At 58.7% G+C, this 14251-nt stretch carries 16 protein-coding genes; 12 read left to right on the top strand and 4 right to left on the bottom strand.

Annotated elements, in window-relative coordinates:
- Window positions 1-46: 46 nt before the first annotated feature.
- From metG to DLD99_RS29270, 8 genes are all read left to right on the top strand, one after another.
- Window positions 47-2098 (top strand): methionine--tRNA ligase, encoded by a 2052-nt coding sequence (gene metG / locus DLD99_RS22775; RefSeq protein WP_114885196.1) that lies wholly within the window; start codon window positions 47-49, stop codon window positions 2096-2098.
- A gap of 131 nt (window positions 2099-2229) precedes the next feature.
- Window positions 2230-2799, top strand: a complete 570-nt coding sequence (locus tag DLD99_RS22780; protein WP_114885198.1) for an electron transport complex protein RnfA — start codon at window positions 2230-2232, stop codon at window positions 2797-2799.
- Window positions 2796-4010: an electron transport complex subunit RsxB gene (gene rsxB, locus DLD99_RS22785; protein ID WP_114885200.1), complete on the top strand. Its 1215-nt coding sequence runs from the start codon at window positions 2796-2798 to the stop codon at window positions 4008-4010. Before DLD99_RS22780 ends, rsxB begins: the two co-directional genes overlap by 4 nt.
- Window positions 3997-4980 (top strand): RnfABCDGE type electron transport complex subunit D, encoded by a 984-nt coding sequence (locus tag DLD99_RS22790; protein WP_114885202.1) that lies wholly within the window; start codon window positions 3997-3999, stop codon window positions 4978-4980. The genes rsxB and DLD99_RS22790 overlap by 14 nt, the downstream gene beginning before the upstream one ends.
- Window positions 4977-5582, top strand: a complete 606-nt coding sequence (locus tag DLD99_RS22795; RefSeq protein ID WP_114885204.1) for an RnfABCDGE type electron transport complex subunit G — start codon at window positions 4977-4979, stop codon at window positions 5580-5582. Before DLD99_RS22790 ends, DLD99_RS22795 begins: the two co-directional genes overlap by 4 nt.
- The gene (locus DLD99_RS22800) at window positions 5579-6160 is read left to right on the top strand and encodes an Rnf-Nqr domain containing protein (protein ID WP_114885206.1); all 582 of its coding nucleotides are present in this window, start codon (window positions 5579-5581) and stop codon (window positions 6158-6160) included. Before DLD99_RS22795 ends, DLD99_RS22800 begins: the two co-directional genes overlap by 4 nt.
- A complete protein-coding gene (nth, locus tag DLD99_RS22805; protein WP_085709532.1) occupies window positions 6157-6795 on the top strand; it encodes an endonuclease III in 639 nt (212 codons plus the stop codon). Before DLD99_RS22800 ends, nth begins: the two co-directional genes overlap by 4 nt.
- 107 nt (window positions 6796-6902) lie before the next feature.
- On the top strand, window positions 6903-7076 hold the full coding sequence (locus tag DLD99_RS29270; protein WP_167443787.1) for a PA3496 family putative envelope integrity protein: 174 nt from the start codon (window positions 6903-6905) through the stop codon (window positions 7074-7076).
- Window positions 7077-7163: 87 nt separating this feature from the next.
- Here the strand turns inward: DLD99_RS29270 and DLD99_RS22810 are convergent, their stop codons facing one another.
- A complete protein-coding gene (locus DLD99_RS22810) occupies window positions 7164-7790 on the bottom strand; it encodes a response regulator transcription factor (RefSeq protein WP_085730184.1) in 627 nt (208 codons plus the stop codon).
- 335 nt (window positions 7791-8125) lie between these two features.
- Here DLD99_RS22810 and DLD99_RS22815 point away from each other — a divergent pair, with 335 nt between their 5' ends.
- Window positions 8126-8710 (top strand): hypothetical protein, encoded by a 585-nt coding sequence (locus tag DLD99_RS22815; RefSeq protein WP_114885208.1) that lies wholly within the window; start codon window positions 8126-8128, stop codon window positions 8708-8710.
- Between the two features lie 159 nt (window positions 8711-8869).
- Here the strand turns inward: DLD99_RS22815 and DLD99_RS22820 are convergent, their stop codons facing one another.
- Both DLD99_RS22820 and DLD99_RS22825 read right to left on the bottom strand, forming a co-directional pair.
- Entirely contained in the window at window positions 8870-10087 is a 1218-nt protein-coding gene (locus DLD99_RS22820; RefSeq protein ID WP_007963976.1) for an argininosuccinate synthase, read from the bottom strand.
- Window positions 10088-10216: 129 nt separating this feature from the next.
- Window positions 10217-11125 carry a flagellar protein MotY gene (locus tag DLD99_RS22825; protein WP_114885210.1) on the bottom strand — a complete coding sequence of 303 codons (909 nt, stop codon included), beginning with the start codon at window positions 11123-11125 and terminating at the stop codon, window positions 10217-10219.
- A gap of 160 nt (window positions 11126-11285) precedes the next feature.
- On the opposite strand from DLD99_RS22825, the gene pyrC reads away from it, so the two are divergent.
- Both pyrC and rnt read left to right on the top strand, forming a co-directional pair.
- Window positions 11286-12332, top strand: coding sequence for a dihydroorotase (gene pyrC / locus DLD99_RS22830; RefSeq protein WP_114885212.1), 1047 nt, complete (start codon window positions 11286-11288; stop codon window positions 12330-12332).
- Complete coding sequence (gene rnt, locus DLD99_RS22835) at window positions 12329-13003, top strand: ribonuclease T (RefSeq protein WP_085709496.1); 675 nt, start codon at window positions 12329-12331, stop codon at window positions 13001-13003. The genes pyrC and rnt overlap by 4 nt, the downstream gene beginning before the upstream one ends.
- Window positions 13004-13076: 73 nt before the next feature.
- Here the strand turns inward: rnt and DLD99_RS22840 are convergent, their stop codons facing one another.
- On the bottom strand, window positions 13077-13679 hold the full coding sequence (locus DLD99_RS22840) for a peroxiredoxin (RefSeq protein WP_007963972.1): 603 nt from the start codon (window positions 13677-13679) through the stop codon (window positions 13077-13079).
- Window positions 13680-13970: 291 nt separating this feature from the next.
- Between DLD99_RS22840 and DLD99_RS22845 the strand changes: the two genes are divergently transcribed.
- Window positions 13971-14189, top strand: coding sequence for a bacterioferritin-associated ferredoxin (locus DLD99_RS22845; protein ID WP_003227725.1), 219 nt, complete (start codon window positions 13971-13973; stop codon window positions 14187-14189).
- The last annotated feature ends 62 nt before the right edge of the window (window positions 14190-14251 follow it).

Here is a 14251-nt window from a genome sequence, read left to right on the forward strand (position 1 = left end):
GCTTTATAGTGGCCGACCTCCGTTTCATCAAGTAGCGAAGCCCCACATGTCCGAACCACGCAAGATTCTCGTCACCAGCGCCCTGCCCTACGCCAACGGTTCGATCCACCTTGGCCATATGCTGGAATACATCCAGACCGATATGTGGGTGCGCTTCCAGAAGCATCGCGGCAATCAGTGCATTTATGTCTGCGCCGACGACGCCCACGGTTCGGCGATCATGCTGCGCGCGGAAAAGGAAGGCATCACCCCGGAACAACTGATCGCCAACGTCCAGGCCGAACACAGCGCCGACTTTGCCGAGTTCCTGGTGGACTTCGACAACTTCCACTCCACTCACGCCGAAGAAAACCGTGAGCTGTCGAGCCAGATCTACCTGAAGCTGCGTGACGCCGGGCACATCGCCCAACGTTCGATCACCCAGTATTTCGACCCGGAAAAGAAAATGTTCCTGGCCGACCGCTTCATCAAGGGCACCTGCCCGAAGTGCGGCACCGAAGACCAGTACGGCGACAACTGCGAAAAATGCGGTGCAACCTACGCACCGACCGACCTGAAGGATCCGAAGTCGGCGATCTCCGGCGCCACCCCGGTGCTCAAGGATTCCCAGCACTTCTTCTTCAAGCTGCCTGACTTCCAGCAGATGCTGCAGACCTGGACCCGTAGCGGCACCCTGCAGGATGCCGTGGCCAACAAGATCGCCGAATGGCTGGACGCCGGCCTGCAACAGTGGGACATCTCCCGCGATGCGCCGTACTTCGGTTTCGAGATCCCGGGCGAGCCGGGCAAGTACTTCTACGTGTGGCTGGACGCGCCGATCGGCTACATGGCCAGCTTCAAGAACCTGTGCAACCGCACGCCGGAGCTGGACTTCGACGCGTTCTGGGGCAAGGACTCCACCGCCGAGCTGTACCACTTCATCGGCAAGGACATCGTCAACTTCCACGCCCTGTTCTGGCCGGCAATGCTCGAAGGCGCGGGTTTCCGCAAGCCGACCGGGATCAACGTGCATGGCTACCTGACCGTCAACGGTCAGAAGATGTCCAAGTCCCGTGGCACCTTCATCAAGGCCCGTACCTACCTGGATCACCTGTCGCCGGAATACCTGCGCTACTACTACGCGGCCAAACTGGGCCGTGGCGTGGACGACCTCGACCTGAACCTCGAAGACTTCGTGCAGAAGGTCAACTCCGACCTGGTCGGCAAAGTGGTCAACATCGCCAGCCGTTGCGCCGGTTTCATCCAGAAAGGCAACGCCGGTCTGCTGGTGGACAACAACGCCGCACCGGAACTGACCGAAGCGTTCCTGGCCGCTGCGCCGAGCATCGCTGACGCTTATGAAGCCCGCGACTTCGCCCGTGCCATGCGCGAAACCATGGCCCTGGCCGACCGCGCCAACGCCTGGATCGCCGACAAGGCGCCATGGTCGCTGAACAAGCAGGAAGGCAAGCAGGATGAAGTCCAGGCAGTCTGCGCCACGGCGATCAACTTGTTCCGCCAGTTGGTGATCTTCCTCAAGCCGGTGCTGCCGGTGCTGGCCGCCGATGCCGAGGCTTTCCTCAACGTCGCCCCGCTGACCTGGAACGACCACACCACCCTGCTGGCCAACCACCAGTTGAACGAATTCAAACCGTTGATGACCCGCATCGACCCGGTAAAAGTGCAAGCCATGACCGACGCCTCGAAAGAAGACCTGACCGCCAGCCAGACCGACACCGGCGCCGCCGCGCCTGCCGGCAACGGCGAACTGGCCAAGGATCCGCTGTCGCCGGAAATCGACTTCGACACCTTCGCCGCCGTCGACCTGCGCGTGGCGCTGATCGTCAAAGCCGAACACGTTGAAGGTGCGGACAAGCTGCTGCGCCTGACCCTGGACATCGGCGACGAACAACGCAACGTATTCTCCGGGATCAAGAGCGCTTACCCGGATCCGTCGAAACTCGACGGTCGTCTGACCATGATGATCGCCAACCTCAAGCCACGGAAAATGAAGTTCGGCATCTCCGAAGGCATGGTGATGGCGGCCGGCCCTGGCGGTGAAGAAATCTACCTGCTAAGCCCGGACAGCGGCGCCAAGCCGGGTCAGCGCATCAAGTAAGGTTCTGCACTGACCGATCCCACAGGCGTACTCCGTGCGCCTGTGGGATTTTTCATATCTGGCCCGCCCGTCATGGCGGCCGGATAATGCCTAATCTTAAGTGACACCCGCCCGCTCTCACCGGCAGAACCATGACCGAACTCGTGCTTACGCTCTTCAGTGCTGCGCTGATCAACAACTTCGTGTTGCACTGGCCGCTGGGCGTCGATCCGCTGCTGGCGGGCGAACGCCGTCAGGTGCATGCGCTGGGGCTGGCAACGTTGTGCCTGATGCTGATTGTCGGTGTGGCGGGTTACGTGATCTGGCATTGGCTGCTGGTGCCGTTGCAACTGGAATTCCTGCGGCTGTTTGTGTTTCTGCCGCTGAGCGTCCTGCTGATCGCGCCGCTGCTTAAGTTGCTGGCGCGTTGGCGACCCGATATGCCATTCGACGGTTTGTGGCCGCTGCTGCTGGGAAATGCCGGTGTGCTGGGGCTGACGCTGATCAACGCGCAAGCGGATAAGGGCCTGTTTCATGCAACGGCGCTGAGCCTCGGCGCCGGCCTGGGTTTCTGGCTGGTGCTGAGCCTGTTCAGCGATTTGCGCGAGCGCACGGCCGACAACGATATTCCCCTGCCCTTTCGTGGCCTGCCGATCCAGTTGATCGGCGCCGGACTGATGGCGGTGGCTTTTCTCGGATTCAGTGGACTGATCAAAACATGAGTCTGATTCAACGCATCGATGCCCTGTTGCCGCAGACCCAATGCGGCAAGTGCGGCCATCCCGGATGCAAACCCTACGCTGCAGGCATCGTCGCCGGCGAGCCGATCAACAAGTGCCCGCCAGGTGGCGATGAAACCATCGCGGCACTGGCCGAACTGCTGAAAATTCCGGTGCTGGAACTGGATATCAGCCGTGGCAGCGCGCCGCCGCAAGTGGCGTTCATCCGCGAAGCCGAATGCATCGGCTGCACCAAGTGCATTCAGGCCTGCCCAATCGATGCCATTGTCGGCGCGGCAAAACTGATGCACACGGTGATCATCGACGAGTGCACCGGTTGCGATCTATGTGTGGCGCCCTGCCCGGTGGATTGCATCGAGATGCACCCGCTGCCGATCGGAACGCTGCCAGTGGTGGGCGGCCTGGCCAGCAGCCTCGAAGAGCAACAGGCACGCACCAAAAAGCGCGATCACGCCCGGCAACGTTTCGAACGGCGTAACGCCCGGCTGCAACGCGAAGAACAGCAGAAGCAGGCCGAACGCGAAGCTCGCGCACAACGTGCAGCACAGGTTGAAGTTGCGTCCGCCACGCTCGATCCGGTGCAGGCAGCGCTGGAACGGGTGCGCGCACAAAAAGCCGCAACCGCCGACGCCGCGCTGAAAAAGGCCAAGATCGACGTGGCGATGAGCCGCGCCCAGTTGCACAAATCGCTGAAAGCCTTCGGCCATCCGCCGACCTTCGAGCAGCAGTCGCAATTGATCGTGTTGCAGCAGCAATTCGAAGCCGCCGAACAGGCCCTGGCTAAACTGGAAAGCAGCGCCGTACCTGCGCCGGTCGTGACAGCCCCGGCGAAAGACGCCGATCTGAAACGAGCAAAAATCCAGCTGGCGATGCGCCGTGCCGAGCTGAAAAAGGCGCAGACCGCAGAGGCTCCGCCGGAACAGATTGCAGCGCTCGAACAAGCGCTGCGTGACGCCGAACAAGCGTTGCACGACGCAGAAGCCGCCAGCGATCAACCGGCCCCCGACCTTGTGCGCGTGGAGAAACGTCCGATCGACAATCAGCTTCGTCAGCTGAAAACCGAACTGGCCTACGCGCGCGCCGACCTGAACAAATTGCAGCGACGTGACGGCACGCCGGCCGAAGTCCTCGACAAGGCCCGCACCCGCCTGCAAGAGGCGGAGCGGCAGGTGGAAGCCCATGTCATCCATTGAAACCAGAGACGAACGTCTGCAACAGGCAATGAAGCTGGTTCTGCTGGCGACATTGCCGGGGTTGTTGGTGTTGTTCTGGTTTTACGGCTGGGGCGTGTTGATCAACCTGATCCTGTCCGTTGCCACAGCCTTGAGCGTCGAAGCCGCCGTGACCTCTCTGCGCCGACAGCCGCCGCAAGCGACCCTGACCGATGGCAGCGCGGTGGTCAGCGCCACGCTGCTGGCCATCGCCCTGCCGCCTTATTGCCCTTGGTGGCTGACGGTCACGGCGATCGGCTCAGGCCTGCTGTTGGGCAAACACTTGTACGGTGGCGTGGGCCGAAATCCTTTCAACCCGGCCATGCTCGGTTTTGCTCTGGCAATGGTGATGTTCCCGCAACCGATGACCCATTGGCCGGCCCATGGCATGGATCTGACGGCGGCTTTTGGCCAAGTGTTCAATCTGGGCACGCAGCCGGACGCCTGGGTTCAGGCCACTGCGCTGGACAGTCTGCGCATCAACAAAAGCCTGACCATGGATGAACTGTTTGCCGGCAATCCGGCATTCGGCCGTTTTGGCGGTCATGGTATGGAGTGGGTGAATCTGGCGTTTCTCGCCGGCGGGCTGTTCCTGCTGCAGCGGCGGGTGATCGGCTGGCAGGCGCCGGTCGGCATGCTCGCCAGCCTGTTTGTCATCAGCCTGCTGTGCTGGAATGGCTCAGGGTCCGACTCCCATGGCTCACCACTGTTTCATCTGCTGAGCGGCGCCACCATGCTTGGCGCGTTCTTCATCGTCACCGAGCCGGTTTCCGGTGCAAAAAAACCGCTTGCACGCCTGTTGTTCGGCGTGGGCGCCGGCCTGCTGACCTATTTGATTCGTACCTGGGGCGGTTATCCGGATGGCGTGGCATTTGCGGTGTTGCTGATGAACCTTTGCGTGCCGACACTGGAACGCTTTGCAGCCGCTCGTCAGGCGCAGGTGAAGCCATGAACCGCACGAACAGCCTGATCACCCTGGCCTTGCTGACAACGATAGGCGTCGGTGTGACCTATGTTGTGCAACGCAGCAATGCGCCGCACATCGCTGCCGAACAGCGCCAGCTCGAAAGTCGCAAACTGCTGGATGTGCTTTCAGTCGATGCCTACGACAATCAGCCTCTGGAACAACCTCTGGCGCTGGCCGACGTCAATCTGAGCCACAGCGAGTTGCTGGGTGGTTATCAGGCGACCAAGGCCGGCCAACCGGTGGCGGTGCTGCTGCGCACCCGGACCGAGGGCTATGCGGGTCCCATCGAGTTGCTGATTGCCATCGATGCCAATGGCCGATTGCTCGGCGTGAAAACCCTGGAGCAAACTGAAACACCGGCGCTGGGCGGGCACATCGGCGACTGGCCGAACACCTGGCTGCAGGCGTTTATCGGCAAATCCGGCAGCCAACCGACCGATGCCGGATGGGCCCTGAAAAAGGATCAGGGGCAATTCGACCAGATCGCTGGCGCAACCATCACGTCCCGTGCGGCCATCAACGCCATTCACGATGCCCTGCGTTATTTCGATGATCACCGGACGACCCTGCTCGGGAGCGCGCCATGAACACGTCAGCGACGCTGTCGAACTCAATGATGCTGGCGCTGTTGATCGGCGCCACTGACTCCGTGGCCGGTGCGCTGGCGATTGTGCTGATGTTCGCTGTTGTGGTGAGCCTGTACGGCGTGTGCATGGCACCGCTGCGGGCACGACTGAGCTCCGAGAGCCTGTTACCGGTCAGCCTGGTACTGGCCGCGACGCTGACGGGGTGCGCCGATATTCTGTTGCAACGCAGCGCTGTTCAATGGCATCAACTGGTCAGCCTTTACGCCGGCCTGATCGGTTTGCAGTGCGTCATATTCGAACACAATGGATTCTTTCGACTGCCAGCCCGAGGACGTCTGAAACTGTGCGGCTTGTTCATCGCACTGATGACCGTGCTGGCGGTGTTGCGCGAGCTGCTCGGTCAGGGCAGCATCGGCCATCACCTGTCGGATCACTGGCAAGGTTTGATTCTGTTCGGCGACGGCCTGCATTTCGCGACGCTGGCTGCCGGCGCCTTCATATTGCTGGGGCTGTTGCTCGCCGCCCGTCAGGCCTGGACTCGCTCCGCCGCCCCTCCCGAGGAAACGCATCACCCATGAATGCCGCAAAACGTCTGGAGATCTTCCGCCGGTTTCACGAGGACAATCCCGAACCCAAGACCGAACTCGCCTACTCTTCGCCTTTCGAATTGTTGATCGCGGTGATTCTGTCCGCGCAATCAACTGATGTCGGCGTAAACAAGGCGACGGCAAAGCTTTACCCGGTGGCCAACACACCGGCCGCCATTCATGCCTTGGGCGTCGAAGGTCTGTCCGAGTACATCAAGACTATCGGCCTCTACAACAGCAAGGCCAAAAACGTGATCGAAACCTGTCGCATGCTGGTCGAGCTGCACAATGGTGAAGTCCCGCAGACGCGCGAAGAGCTGGAGGCTTTGCCCGGCGTAGGTCGCAAGACCGCCAACGTCGTGCTCAATACCGCGTTCCGACAGTTGACCATGGCGGTGGACACCCACATTTTCCGGGTCAGCAACCGCACCGGCATTGCCCCTGGCAAGAATGTGGTCGAAGTGGAAAACAAACTGATGAAGTTTGTGCCAAAGCAATACCTGCTCGACTCACACCACTGGCTCATTCTTCACGGGCGCTACGTGTGCCTGGCCCGCAAGCCACGGTGCGGCAGCTGTCGGATCGAAGACTTGTGCGAATACAAGGCCAAAACTTCGGACGATTGAGCGTCTATTGGAATTATTGATATTGCGATTGAAAAAATCTTTTTTACGATCTGCTGGAATGTCGATATAAGGAGCGCCAAAGGCAGTCTTAGCCTGGAGTTAACCTTATGAGCACCAGCAAAGAGCAAGTGGACGTAGAAGACGATTTCGTCGCGGATGCGGACGACGAACCGGTGGTTGAGGTCGCCAAGACCAACCTGAGCAAACGCCGGACCATCGATAACATGCTTGAGGAACGCCGACTGCAAAAGCAATTGGCCGATTACGACTTTGATCTCTGACATTTAAAAGCCTCCGCAACGGAGGCTTTTTCGTTTCTGCTGCAAGCTGATGCCGATCTGCCCATGATCCGTCAGCATCTGAAGCGGTCAGACCAGACCATTGCGCTGGGCCAGCTCGATCAGATCCACCAGCGAACGCGCGTTGAGCTTCAACAGCAACCGTGTCTTGTAGGTGCTGACGGTCTTGTTGCTGAGAAACATGCCATCGGCGATTTCCTTGTTGGTCTTGCCGCGTGCCAGCTGCTGCAACACCATCATCTCGCGCCCGGAAAGACGATCGACCATATCGGCTTCACTGGCGTTTCCCAGGCTGGTGCGTACGGTGTGCAACGCCTGATTCGGAAAATAACTGTACCCGGACAGCACAGCCTTGATAGCACTGAGCAGTTCGGTCAAATCCTGTTGTTTACAGACATATCCTGCTGCCCCCGACTGCATGCAACGCATGGAGAAATGCCCCGGAGCCTGGGATGTCAGTACCAGCACTTTCAAGGGCATCGCGCTGGTCGTAAGTCGCGCAATCACTTCCAGACCGTCAAGTTTCGGTATACCGATATCCAGAATGACAATATCGGGCATCTGGTCGCGAGCCAGTTGTAAGGCATCCACTCCGTTATCCGTTTCTGCAATGACTTCGTAGCCATGACGCTCCATCAGCATACGCACCGCAAGACGAATGACAGGATGATCATCCACGATCAGCACTTTATTCATGGGCAAGTCCAGTTTCGCTGTTCGAATTTTTAGAACCGGCACAATAACGTAGTCATTTCACCCGTGGCATAGCAAAGTTCCCATGCACCCGTAGCGAGAGACGCTTCCTACAGGCAATAGAGATTTATCCTACAGAAAAGACTTATTTGCATGACTACTGGAAAGCGAACCGTGAAAAGATGTACTCAACACGACAAAAAAACTGAAACAACATACTTATATCCATTCGATTTTTTTTACTATAAACACCAAATACCGGCGAGAAAAAGCCCTCCAATTACAACAATTAAAACCACCCAACATAATGAGAAAGATCAAACTCATGAGTAAAGAATATGCTAAAGATCAACGGAAAAATCACCAACCCCATCAGTGTCATTGCCATATTCGCGTTTATCTCCGAAACGTCCGCAGCGGTGTCCTTGCCATTCCTTGACAACGACGAACGGGAAATCTACATCTGGTTTCTGATCAGCTTTCCATTCTATTTGTTATTCCTATTCTTCATTACATTGAACTTCAACTATCGTTCCCTTTACGCGCCCTCTGACTTTGGTAACGACAAGAACTTCCTCAAAGCTTTTAAAGATGACTCCCCTGACTGCCTCGGCGAGTCTACAGTTCAATCGAATACAGGACTGCACACCGTAAAACTATCAAAACCACTGAGCACACTGTGCATCATTGATACTCGAGGACCGAATAGCGATTCAAAAATCGACACATTATTGAAAAAAATCCCACACTCAGGTAAGAACTTACCAAAAATACTCCTCGTTTTAACCGACGACATGTCGGATATTTTACCGAAAGAGAATTTCGCCAAAACGCTCAATCAAGGAAAAAAAACCATGGGAACGACGCATTGTATTATTTACGACGTCCACTCGTTGAACATGACTGTATTGGGGAAAGTTTAAATTGAGGCGCGGATACACGAAGCGCATCAGTGCGATGCACAAAGTACCCATTGATACGGAAACGCTGATGGGCAACGATCAGGTAAACAGAAGGGTTTTCCAACATAGCGGCCTTGTCACAACGACAAGGCCGCTATTTCACATCAGGCCCGAGGGGGCTTAGAACAGCTTGCGGCCCTTGTTGGCAGCAATACGCATACGCAGGGCATTGAGCTTGATGAAGCCCGCCGCGTCGGCCTGGTTGTAGGCGCCGCCGTCTTCTTCGAAGGTCGCGATGTTGGCGTCGAACAGCGAGTCGTCGGACTTGCGGCCGGTCACGATCACGTTGCCCTTGTACAGTTTCAGGCGCACGACGCCGTTCACGTTGACCTGGGATGCGTCGATCATCTGTTGCAGCATCAGACGCTCAGGGCTCCACCAGTAGCCGGTGTAGATCAGGCTAGCATACTTCGGCATCAACTCGTCTTTCAGGTGAGCGACTTCGCGGTCCAGGGTGATCGATTCAATGGCGCGGTGAGCACGCAGCATGATCGTGCCGCCCGGGGTTTCGTAGCAGCCACGGGACTTCATGCCGACGTAACGGTTTTCAACGATGTCGAGACGGCCGATACCGTGTTGACCACCGATCTTGTTCAGGGTTGCCAGCACGGTGGCCGGGGTCATTTCGACGCCGTCCAGCGCGACGATGTCGCCGTTGCGGTAGGTCAGTTCCAGGTATTGCGGGGTGTCGGGAGCCTTCTCCGGGGAGACGGTCCAGCGCCACATGTCTTCCTCGTGCTCGGTCCAGGTGTCTTCCAGCACGCCGCCTTCATAGGAGATGTGCAGCAGGTTGGCGTCCATCGAGTACGGGGATTTCTTCTTGCCATGACGCTCGATCGGGATCGCGTGCTTCTCGGCGTAATCCATCAGCTTCTCGCGGGACAGCAGGTCCCACTCGCGCCAAGGGGCGATCACTTTCACGCCTGGCTTGAGCGCGTAGGCACCCAGCTCGAAACGTACCTGGTCGTTGCCCTTGCCCGTCGCGCCGTGGGAAATGGCGTCGGCGCCGGTTTCGTTGGCGATTTCGATCAGACGCTTGGCGATCAGCGGACGCGCGATGGAAGTACCCAGCAGGTACTCGCCTTCGTAAACGGTGTTGGCGCGGAACATCGGGAACACGAAGTCACGCACGAATTCTTCGCGCAGGTCGTCGATGTAGATTTCTTTGACGCCCATGGCCTGAGCCTTGGCGCGAGCCGGCTCGACCTCTTCGCCCTGACCCAGGTCAGCGGTGAAGGTCACGACTTCACAGTTATAAGTATCCTGCAGCCACTTGAGGATCACCGAAGTGTCCAGGCCGCCGGAATACGCCAGAACGACCTTGTTTACGTCCGCCATGCCATCACTCCACGGGGTTCTACGGAAAGCCGAGGAGTCTACCGCTCAAACGCGATAATTTACAGAGGCGCGACAGCTTAAGACGACAAAGCGACAGAATCTGTCGAGAGCGCGACGATGACCGACAGGTCAGGAAGTCGCCGCGGCGTTGGCTGGCGTACTGGCTTGAGGTGCTGGAGCGGTAACCGGTGCCACCCGGGCCAACTTCACGCTGACTCGCCGGTTTTTCGCCCGGTTGGCGGCGTTGGTGTTCGGTACCAGCGGGTATTGCTCGCCGTGGAAACGCACGGTGATCTGCGATTCGGCGATGCCGTTGGCCTTGAAGAAATCGACCACCGCCAGCGCACGACGGCGCGACAACTCACGATTGGTCAGGCGATTGCCGCTGTTGTCGGAATAGCCATCGAGCTCAATGTGATTGACCGTCGGATCGGCCCTCATGAACTCGAGCATCACTTGCAGTTTGGCTTTCGCGGCGGCGTCCAGATCGGTGCCTTCGCCCGGAAAACCGACCTGCGAGTTTTTGACCTGATCGAAATTCTGCGGGAGCAATTTCGCCACGCAGGTCTGATAGTCATTGAACGCCTTGCTGAACTTCACCGGCAGCAGACGCACTTCGGAAACCCGTCCATCGCCGGAGGCACGCCGCACCACCGGGCTGCGACCTTCCAGCAAACCGCTGATCAACCCGCCGGCCTGCGATTGTGAACTGTTGAACAACACGTTGCCGGTGCCGATCCTGACGCTGCCCAGATTGATGTCATTGCGTCCCGGCTGCCAGGGCGCTGCCGCCGCCAGCAAAGTTGCTGAACCACCGCCCAGCATCGCGTTGTAGGCATTCAGGCGGAAGATCGCCTGCTCGCCGGCCTTGCGCACGAACTGGCCCGAGCCGAAATCGGTGATCGGCTGCGTCAGGCGGCATTCGAACTTGTCGCCTTCGACCGTCCACTCAATGTTCTCCAGACGGGTCTGGTAGGTCAGTGCCATCGCGGGAAGACTGGCAAACACACTGAGCAAGGCTAAATAACGCTGGCGCACGGGAGGCTCCATTGGCTTCTACAACAAAAAAGACCGATACATACATGTTTACGGCATACCTATGGGATATCGGACGCTCGTCGCAAAACTTGATAGCGAGTGCCTGCAAGAGTCTTTTCCGGTAGCATTCGCCTCAGTTTGACCCGCCTGGAATCCCCTCATGTCCGACCGCCTGACCCTGCTGCGTCCCGACGACTGGCACATTCATCTTCGCGATGGTGCCGTGTTGACCAATACCGTTGCAGATGTTGCGCGCACCTTTGGTCGCGCCATCATCATGCCTAACCTGGTACCTCCGGTGCGCAACGCCGCTGAAGCCGACGGCTATCGCCAGCGGATTCTCGCTGCCCGCCCGGCCGGCAGTCGTTTCGAGCCGTTGATGGTGCTGTACCTCACCGACCGTACCCAGCCCGAAGAAATTCGTGAAGCCAAGGCCAGCGGTTTTGTCCACGCGGCCAAGTTGTACCCGGCCGGCGCCACCACCAACTCCGATTCCGGGGTCACCAGCATCGACAAGATCTTCCCGGCGCTGGAAGCCATGGCCGAAGTCGGCATGCCGCTGTTGATCCACGGCGAAGTCACCCGTGGCGACGTCGACGTGTTCGACCGCGAAAAAATCTTCATCGACGAGCACATGCGCCGCGTGGTCGAGCGTTTCCCGACGCTCAAGGTCGTGTTCGAACACATCACCACCGGCGATGCCGTGCAGTTCGTCAATGAGGCTTCGGCCAACGTCGGCGCGACCATCACCGCGCATCACCTGCTGTACAACCGCAACCACATGCTGGTGGGCGGGATCCGGCCGCATTTCTACTGCCTGCCGATCCTCAAGCGTAATACGCATCAGGAAGCTCTGCTCGACGCGGCCACCAGCGGCAGCGCGAAGTTCTTCCTCGGCACCGACTCGGCGCCGCACGCCCAGCACGCCAAGGAAGCCGCCTGCGGCTGCGCCGGCTGCTACACCGCGTACGCTGCCATCGAGCTGTATGCCGAAGCCTTCGAGCAGCGCAATGCGCTGGACAAGCTCGAAGCCTTCGCCAGCCTCAACGGCCCGCGCTTCTACGATCTGCCGGCCAACACCGACCGTATCACCCTGGTTCGTGAAGAATGGACCGCCCCGACCAGCCTGCCTTTCGGCGAGCTGAACGTTATCCCGCTGCGCGCCGGTGAAAAACTGCGCTGGCGCCTGCTGGAGGAACACGCGTGAGTGAAGACCATTTCGACGACGAACTGGACGGTCAAGGTGGCGGCGGTTCGCGCCATCCGATGGCAGCACGCTTTCGCGGCTACCTGCCGGTTGTCGTCGACGTAGAGACCGGTGGCTTCAACTCGGCCACCGATGCGTTGCTGGAGATTGCCGCGACCACCATCGCCATGGATGAAAAGGGTTTCGTCTACCCGGATCACACCTACTTCTTCCGTGTCGAGCCGTTCGAAGGCGCCAACATCGAAGCGGCGGCGCTGGAGTTCACCGGGATCAAGCTCGATCACCCGTTGCGCATGGCGGTCAGTGAAGAAACGGCCCTGACCGACATCTTCCGAGGCGTGCGCAAGGCCTTGAAGGCCAACGGTTGCAAGCGGGCGATCCTGGTCGGCCACAACAGCAGCTTTGACCTGGGCTTCCTCAACGCTGCCGTCGCGCGGCTGGACATGAAGCGCAATCCGTTCCACCCGTTCTCCAGCTTCGACACCGCGACCCTCGCCGGTCTGGCGTATGGTCAGACCGTACTGGCCAAGGCCTGCCAGGCAGCCGACATCGATTTCGATGGCCGTGAAGCGCACTCCGCGCGTTACGACACCGAAAAGACCGCCGAGCTGTTCTGCGGTATCGTCAACCGCTGGAAACAGATGGGCGGCTGGGAAGACTTCGACGACTGATGGTCGTCGGTTTTCTACCGAGCATAAAAAACCGGCCACATGGGCCGGTTTTTTTGTACCTCGACGTTGCGCCTTACAGGGCAGCAGCGTTCTCGGTCAGGTAAGCCGCAACGCCTTCCGGCGAAGCGTTCATGCCTTTGTCGCCTTTCTTCCAGTTGGCAGGGCAGACTTCGCCGTGCTCTTCGTGGAATTGCAGAGCGTCGACCAGACGGATCAGCTCTTCCATGTTACGGCCCAGCGGCAGGTCGTTGATGATCTGCGAGCGGACAACGCCTTTGTCGTCGATCAGGAACGCGCCACGGAAAGCCACGCCGCCTTCGGATTCAACGTCGTAGGCCTTGGCGATTTCGTGCTTCATGTCGGCAGCCATGGTGTATTTCACCTGGCCGATGCCGCCATTGTTGACCGGGGTGTTGCGCCAGGCGTTGTGGGTGAAGTGCGAGTCGATCGACACAGCGACCACTTCTACGTTGCGCGCCTTGAAGTCAGCCATGCGGTTGTCCAGAGCGATCAGCTCGGACGGGCAGACGAAGGTGAAGTCCAGCGGGTAGAAGAACACCAGGCCGTATTTGCCTTTGATGGCCGAGGACAGGGTGAAGCTGTCAACGATCTCGCCATTGCCGAGTACGGCCGGGACGGTGAAGTCAGGGGCTTGTTTGCCTACGAGTACGCTCATTGATATCTCCTGGTGTAGAAACTTGAAGTTCAGGGTCCGCGCCAGCCTGTCACCCTCAGGCGACAGCCCTGTGACACGAACCCCCTTCGCAAGGGCCGACCATCATACACTGCGTTTTTCGACTGTCCTCAAAGGTTTTTCGCGAAATCCCGGCTGGCATTCAGCCATGCACCACCGTTCGTCAGTCACAGCCGCTGGCGATGAAAACCGTTGGGAAAGCACTTTGACAATCATTCTCGTTAACATTAAGATCCATCGCAATTGAGCCACAACCAGCGACGGTTCTCACTTATGTATGTTTGCCTCTGCACTGGCGTCACCGACGGACAGATCCGCGAAGCGATCTATGAAGGTTGCTGCAGCTATAAAGAAGTCCGTCAGGCCACCGGCGTAGCCAGCCAATGCGGCAAATGTGCCTGCCTCGCGAAGGAAGTGGTACGCGAAACCCTGACCAAGCTGCAAACCGCCCAGGCCGCGATCCCCTACCCTGTAGAATTTACTGCCGCGTAATTGCACCCAATTCGAAGAACCGGACTAATGTCCGGTTTTTTTATGCCTGCAAATCAATTGCT

The organism is Pseudomonas kribbensis, assembly GCF_003352185.1.
GTDB classification, from domain to species: Bacteria; Pseudomonadota; Gammaproteobacteria; order Pseudomonadales; family Pseudomonadaceae; genus Aquipseudomonas; species Aquipseudomonas kribbensis.

Bases quoted from the DNA above. Each gene is read 5' to 3' on its own strand.
- metG (WP_114885196.1), top strand. From the start codon at position 47: ATGTCCGAACCACGCAAGATTCTCGTCACCAGCGCCCTGCCCTACGCC.
- DLD99_RS22780 (WP_114885198.1), top strand. From the start codon at position 2,230: ATGACCGAACTCGTGCTTACGCTCTTCAGTGCTGCGCTGATCAACAAC.
- rsxB (WP_114885200.1), top strand. From the start codon at position 2,796: ATGAGTCTGATTCAACGCATCGATGCCCTGTTGCCGCAGACCCAATGC.
- DLD99_RS22790 (WP_114885202.1), top strand. From the start codon at position 3,997: ATGTCATCCATTGAAACCAGAGACGAACGTCTGCAACAGGCAATGAAG.
- DLD99_RS22795 (WP_114885204.1), top strand. From the start codon at position 4,977: ATGAACCGCACGAACAGCCTGATCACCCTGGCCTTGCTGACAACGATA.
- DLD99_RS22800 (WP_114885206.1), top strand. From the start codon at position 5,579: ATGAACACGTCAGCGACGCTGTCGAACTCAATGATGCTGGCGCTGTTG.
- nth (WP_085709532.1), top strand. From the start codon at position 6,157: ATGAATGCCGCAAAACGTCTGGAGATCTTCCGCCGGTTTCACGAGGAC.
- DLD99_RS29270 (WP_167443787.1), top strand. From the start codon at position 6,903: ATGAGCACCAGCAAAGAGCAAGTGGACGTAGAAGACGATTTCGTCGCG.
- DLD99_RS22810 (WP_085730184.1), bottom strand. From the start codon at position 7,790: ATGAATAAAGTGCTGATCGTGGATGATCATCCTGTCATTCGTCTTGCG.
- DLD99_RS22815 (WP_114885208.1), top strand. From the start codon at position 8,126: ATGCTAAAGATCAACGGAAAAATCACCAACCCCATCAGTGTCATTGCC.
- DLD99_RS22820 (WP_007963976.1), bottom strand. From the start codon at position 10,087: ATGGCGGACGTAAACAAGGTCGTTCTGGCGTATTCCGGCGGCCTGGAC.
- pyrC (WP_114885212.1), top strand. From the start codon at position 11,286: ATGTCCGACCGCCTGACCCTGCTGCGTCCCGACGACTGGCACATTCAT.
- DLD99_RS22840 (WP_007963972.1), bottom strand. From the start codon at position 13,679: ATGAGCGTACTCGTAGGCAAACAAGCCCCTGACTTCACCGTCCCGGCC.
- DLD99_RS22845 (WP_003227725.1), top strand. From the start codon at position 13,971: ATGTATGTTTGCCTCTGCACTGGCGTCACCGACGGACAGATCCGCGAA.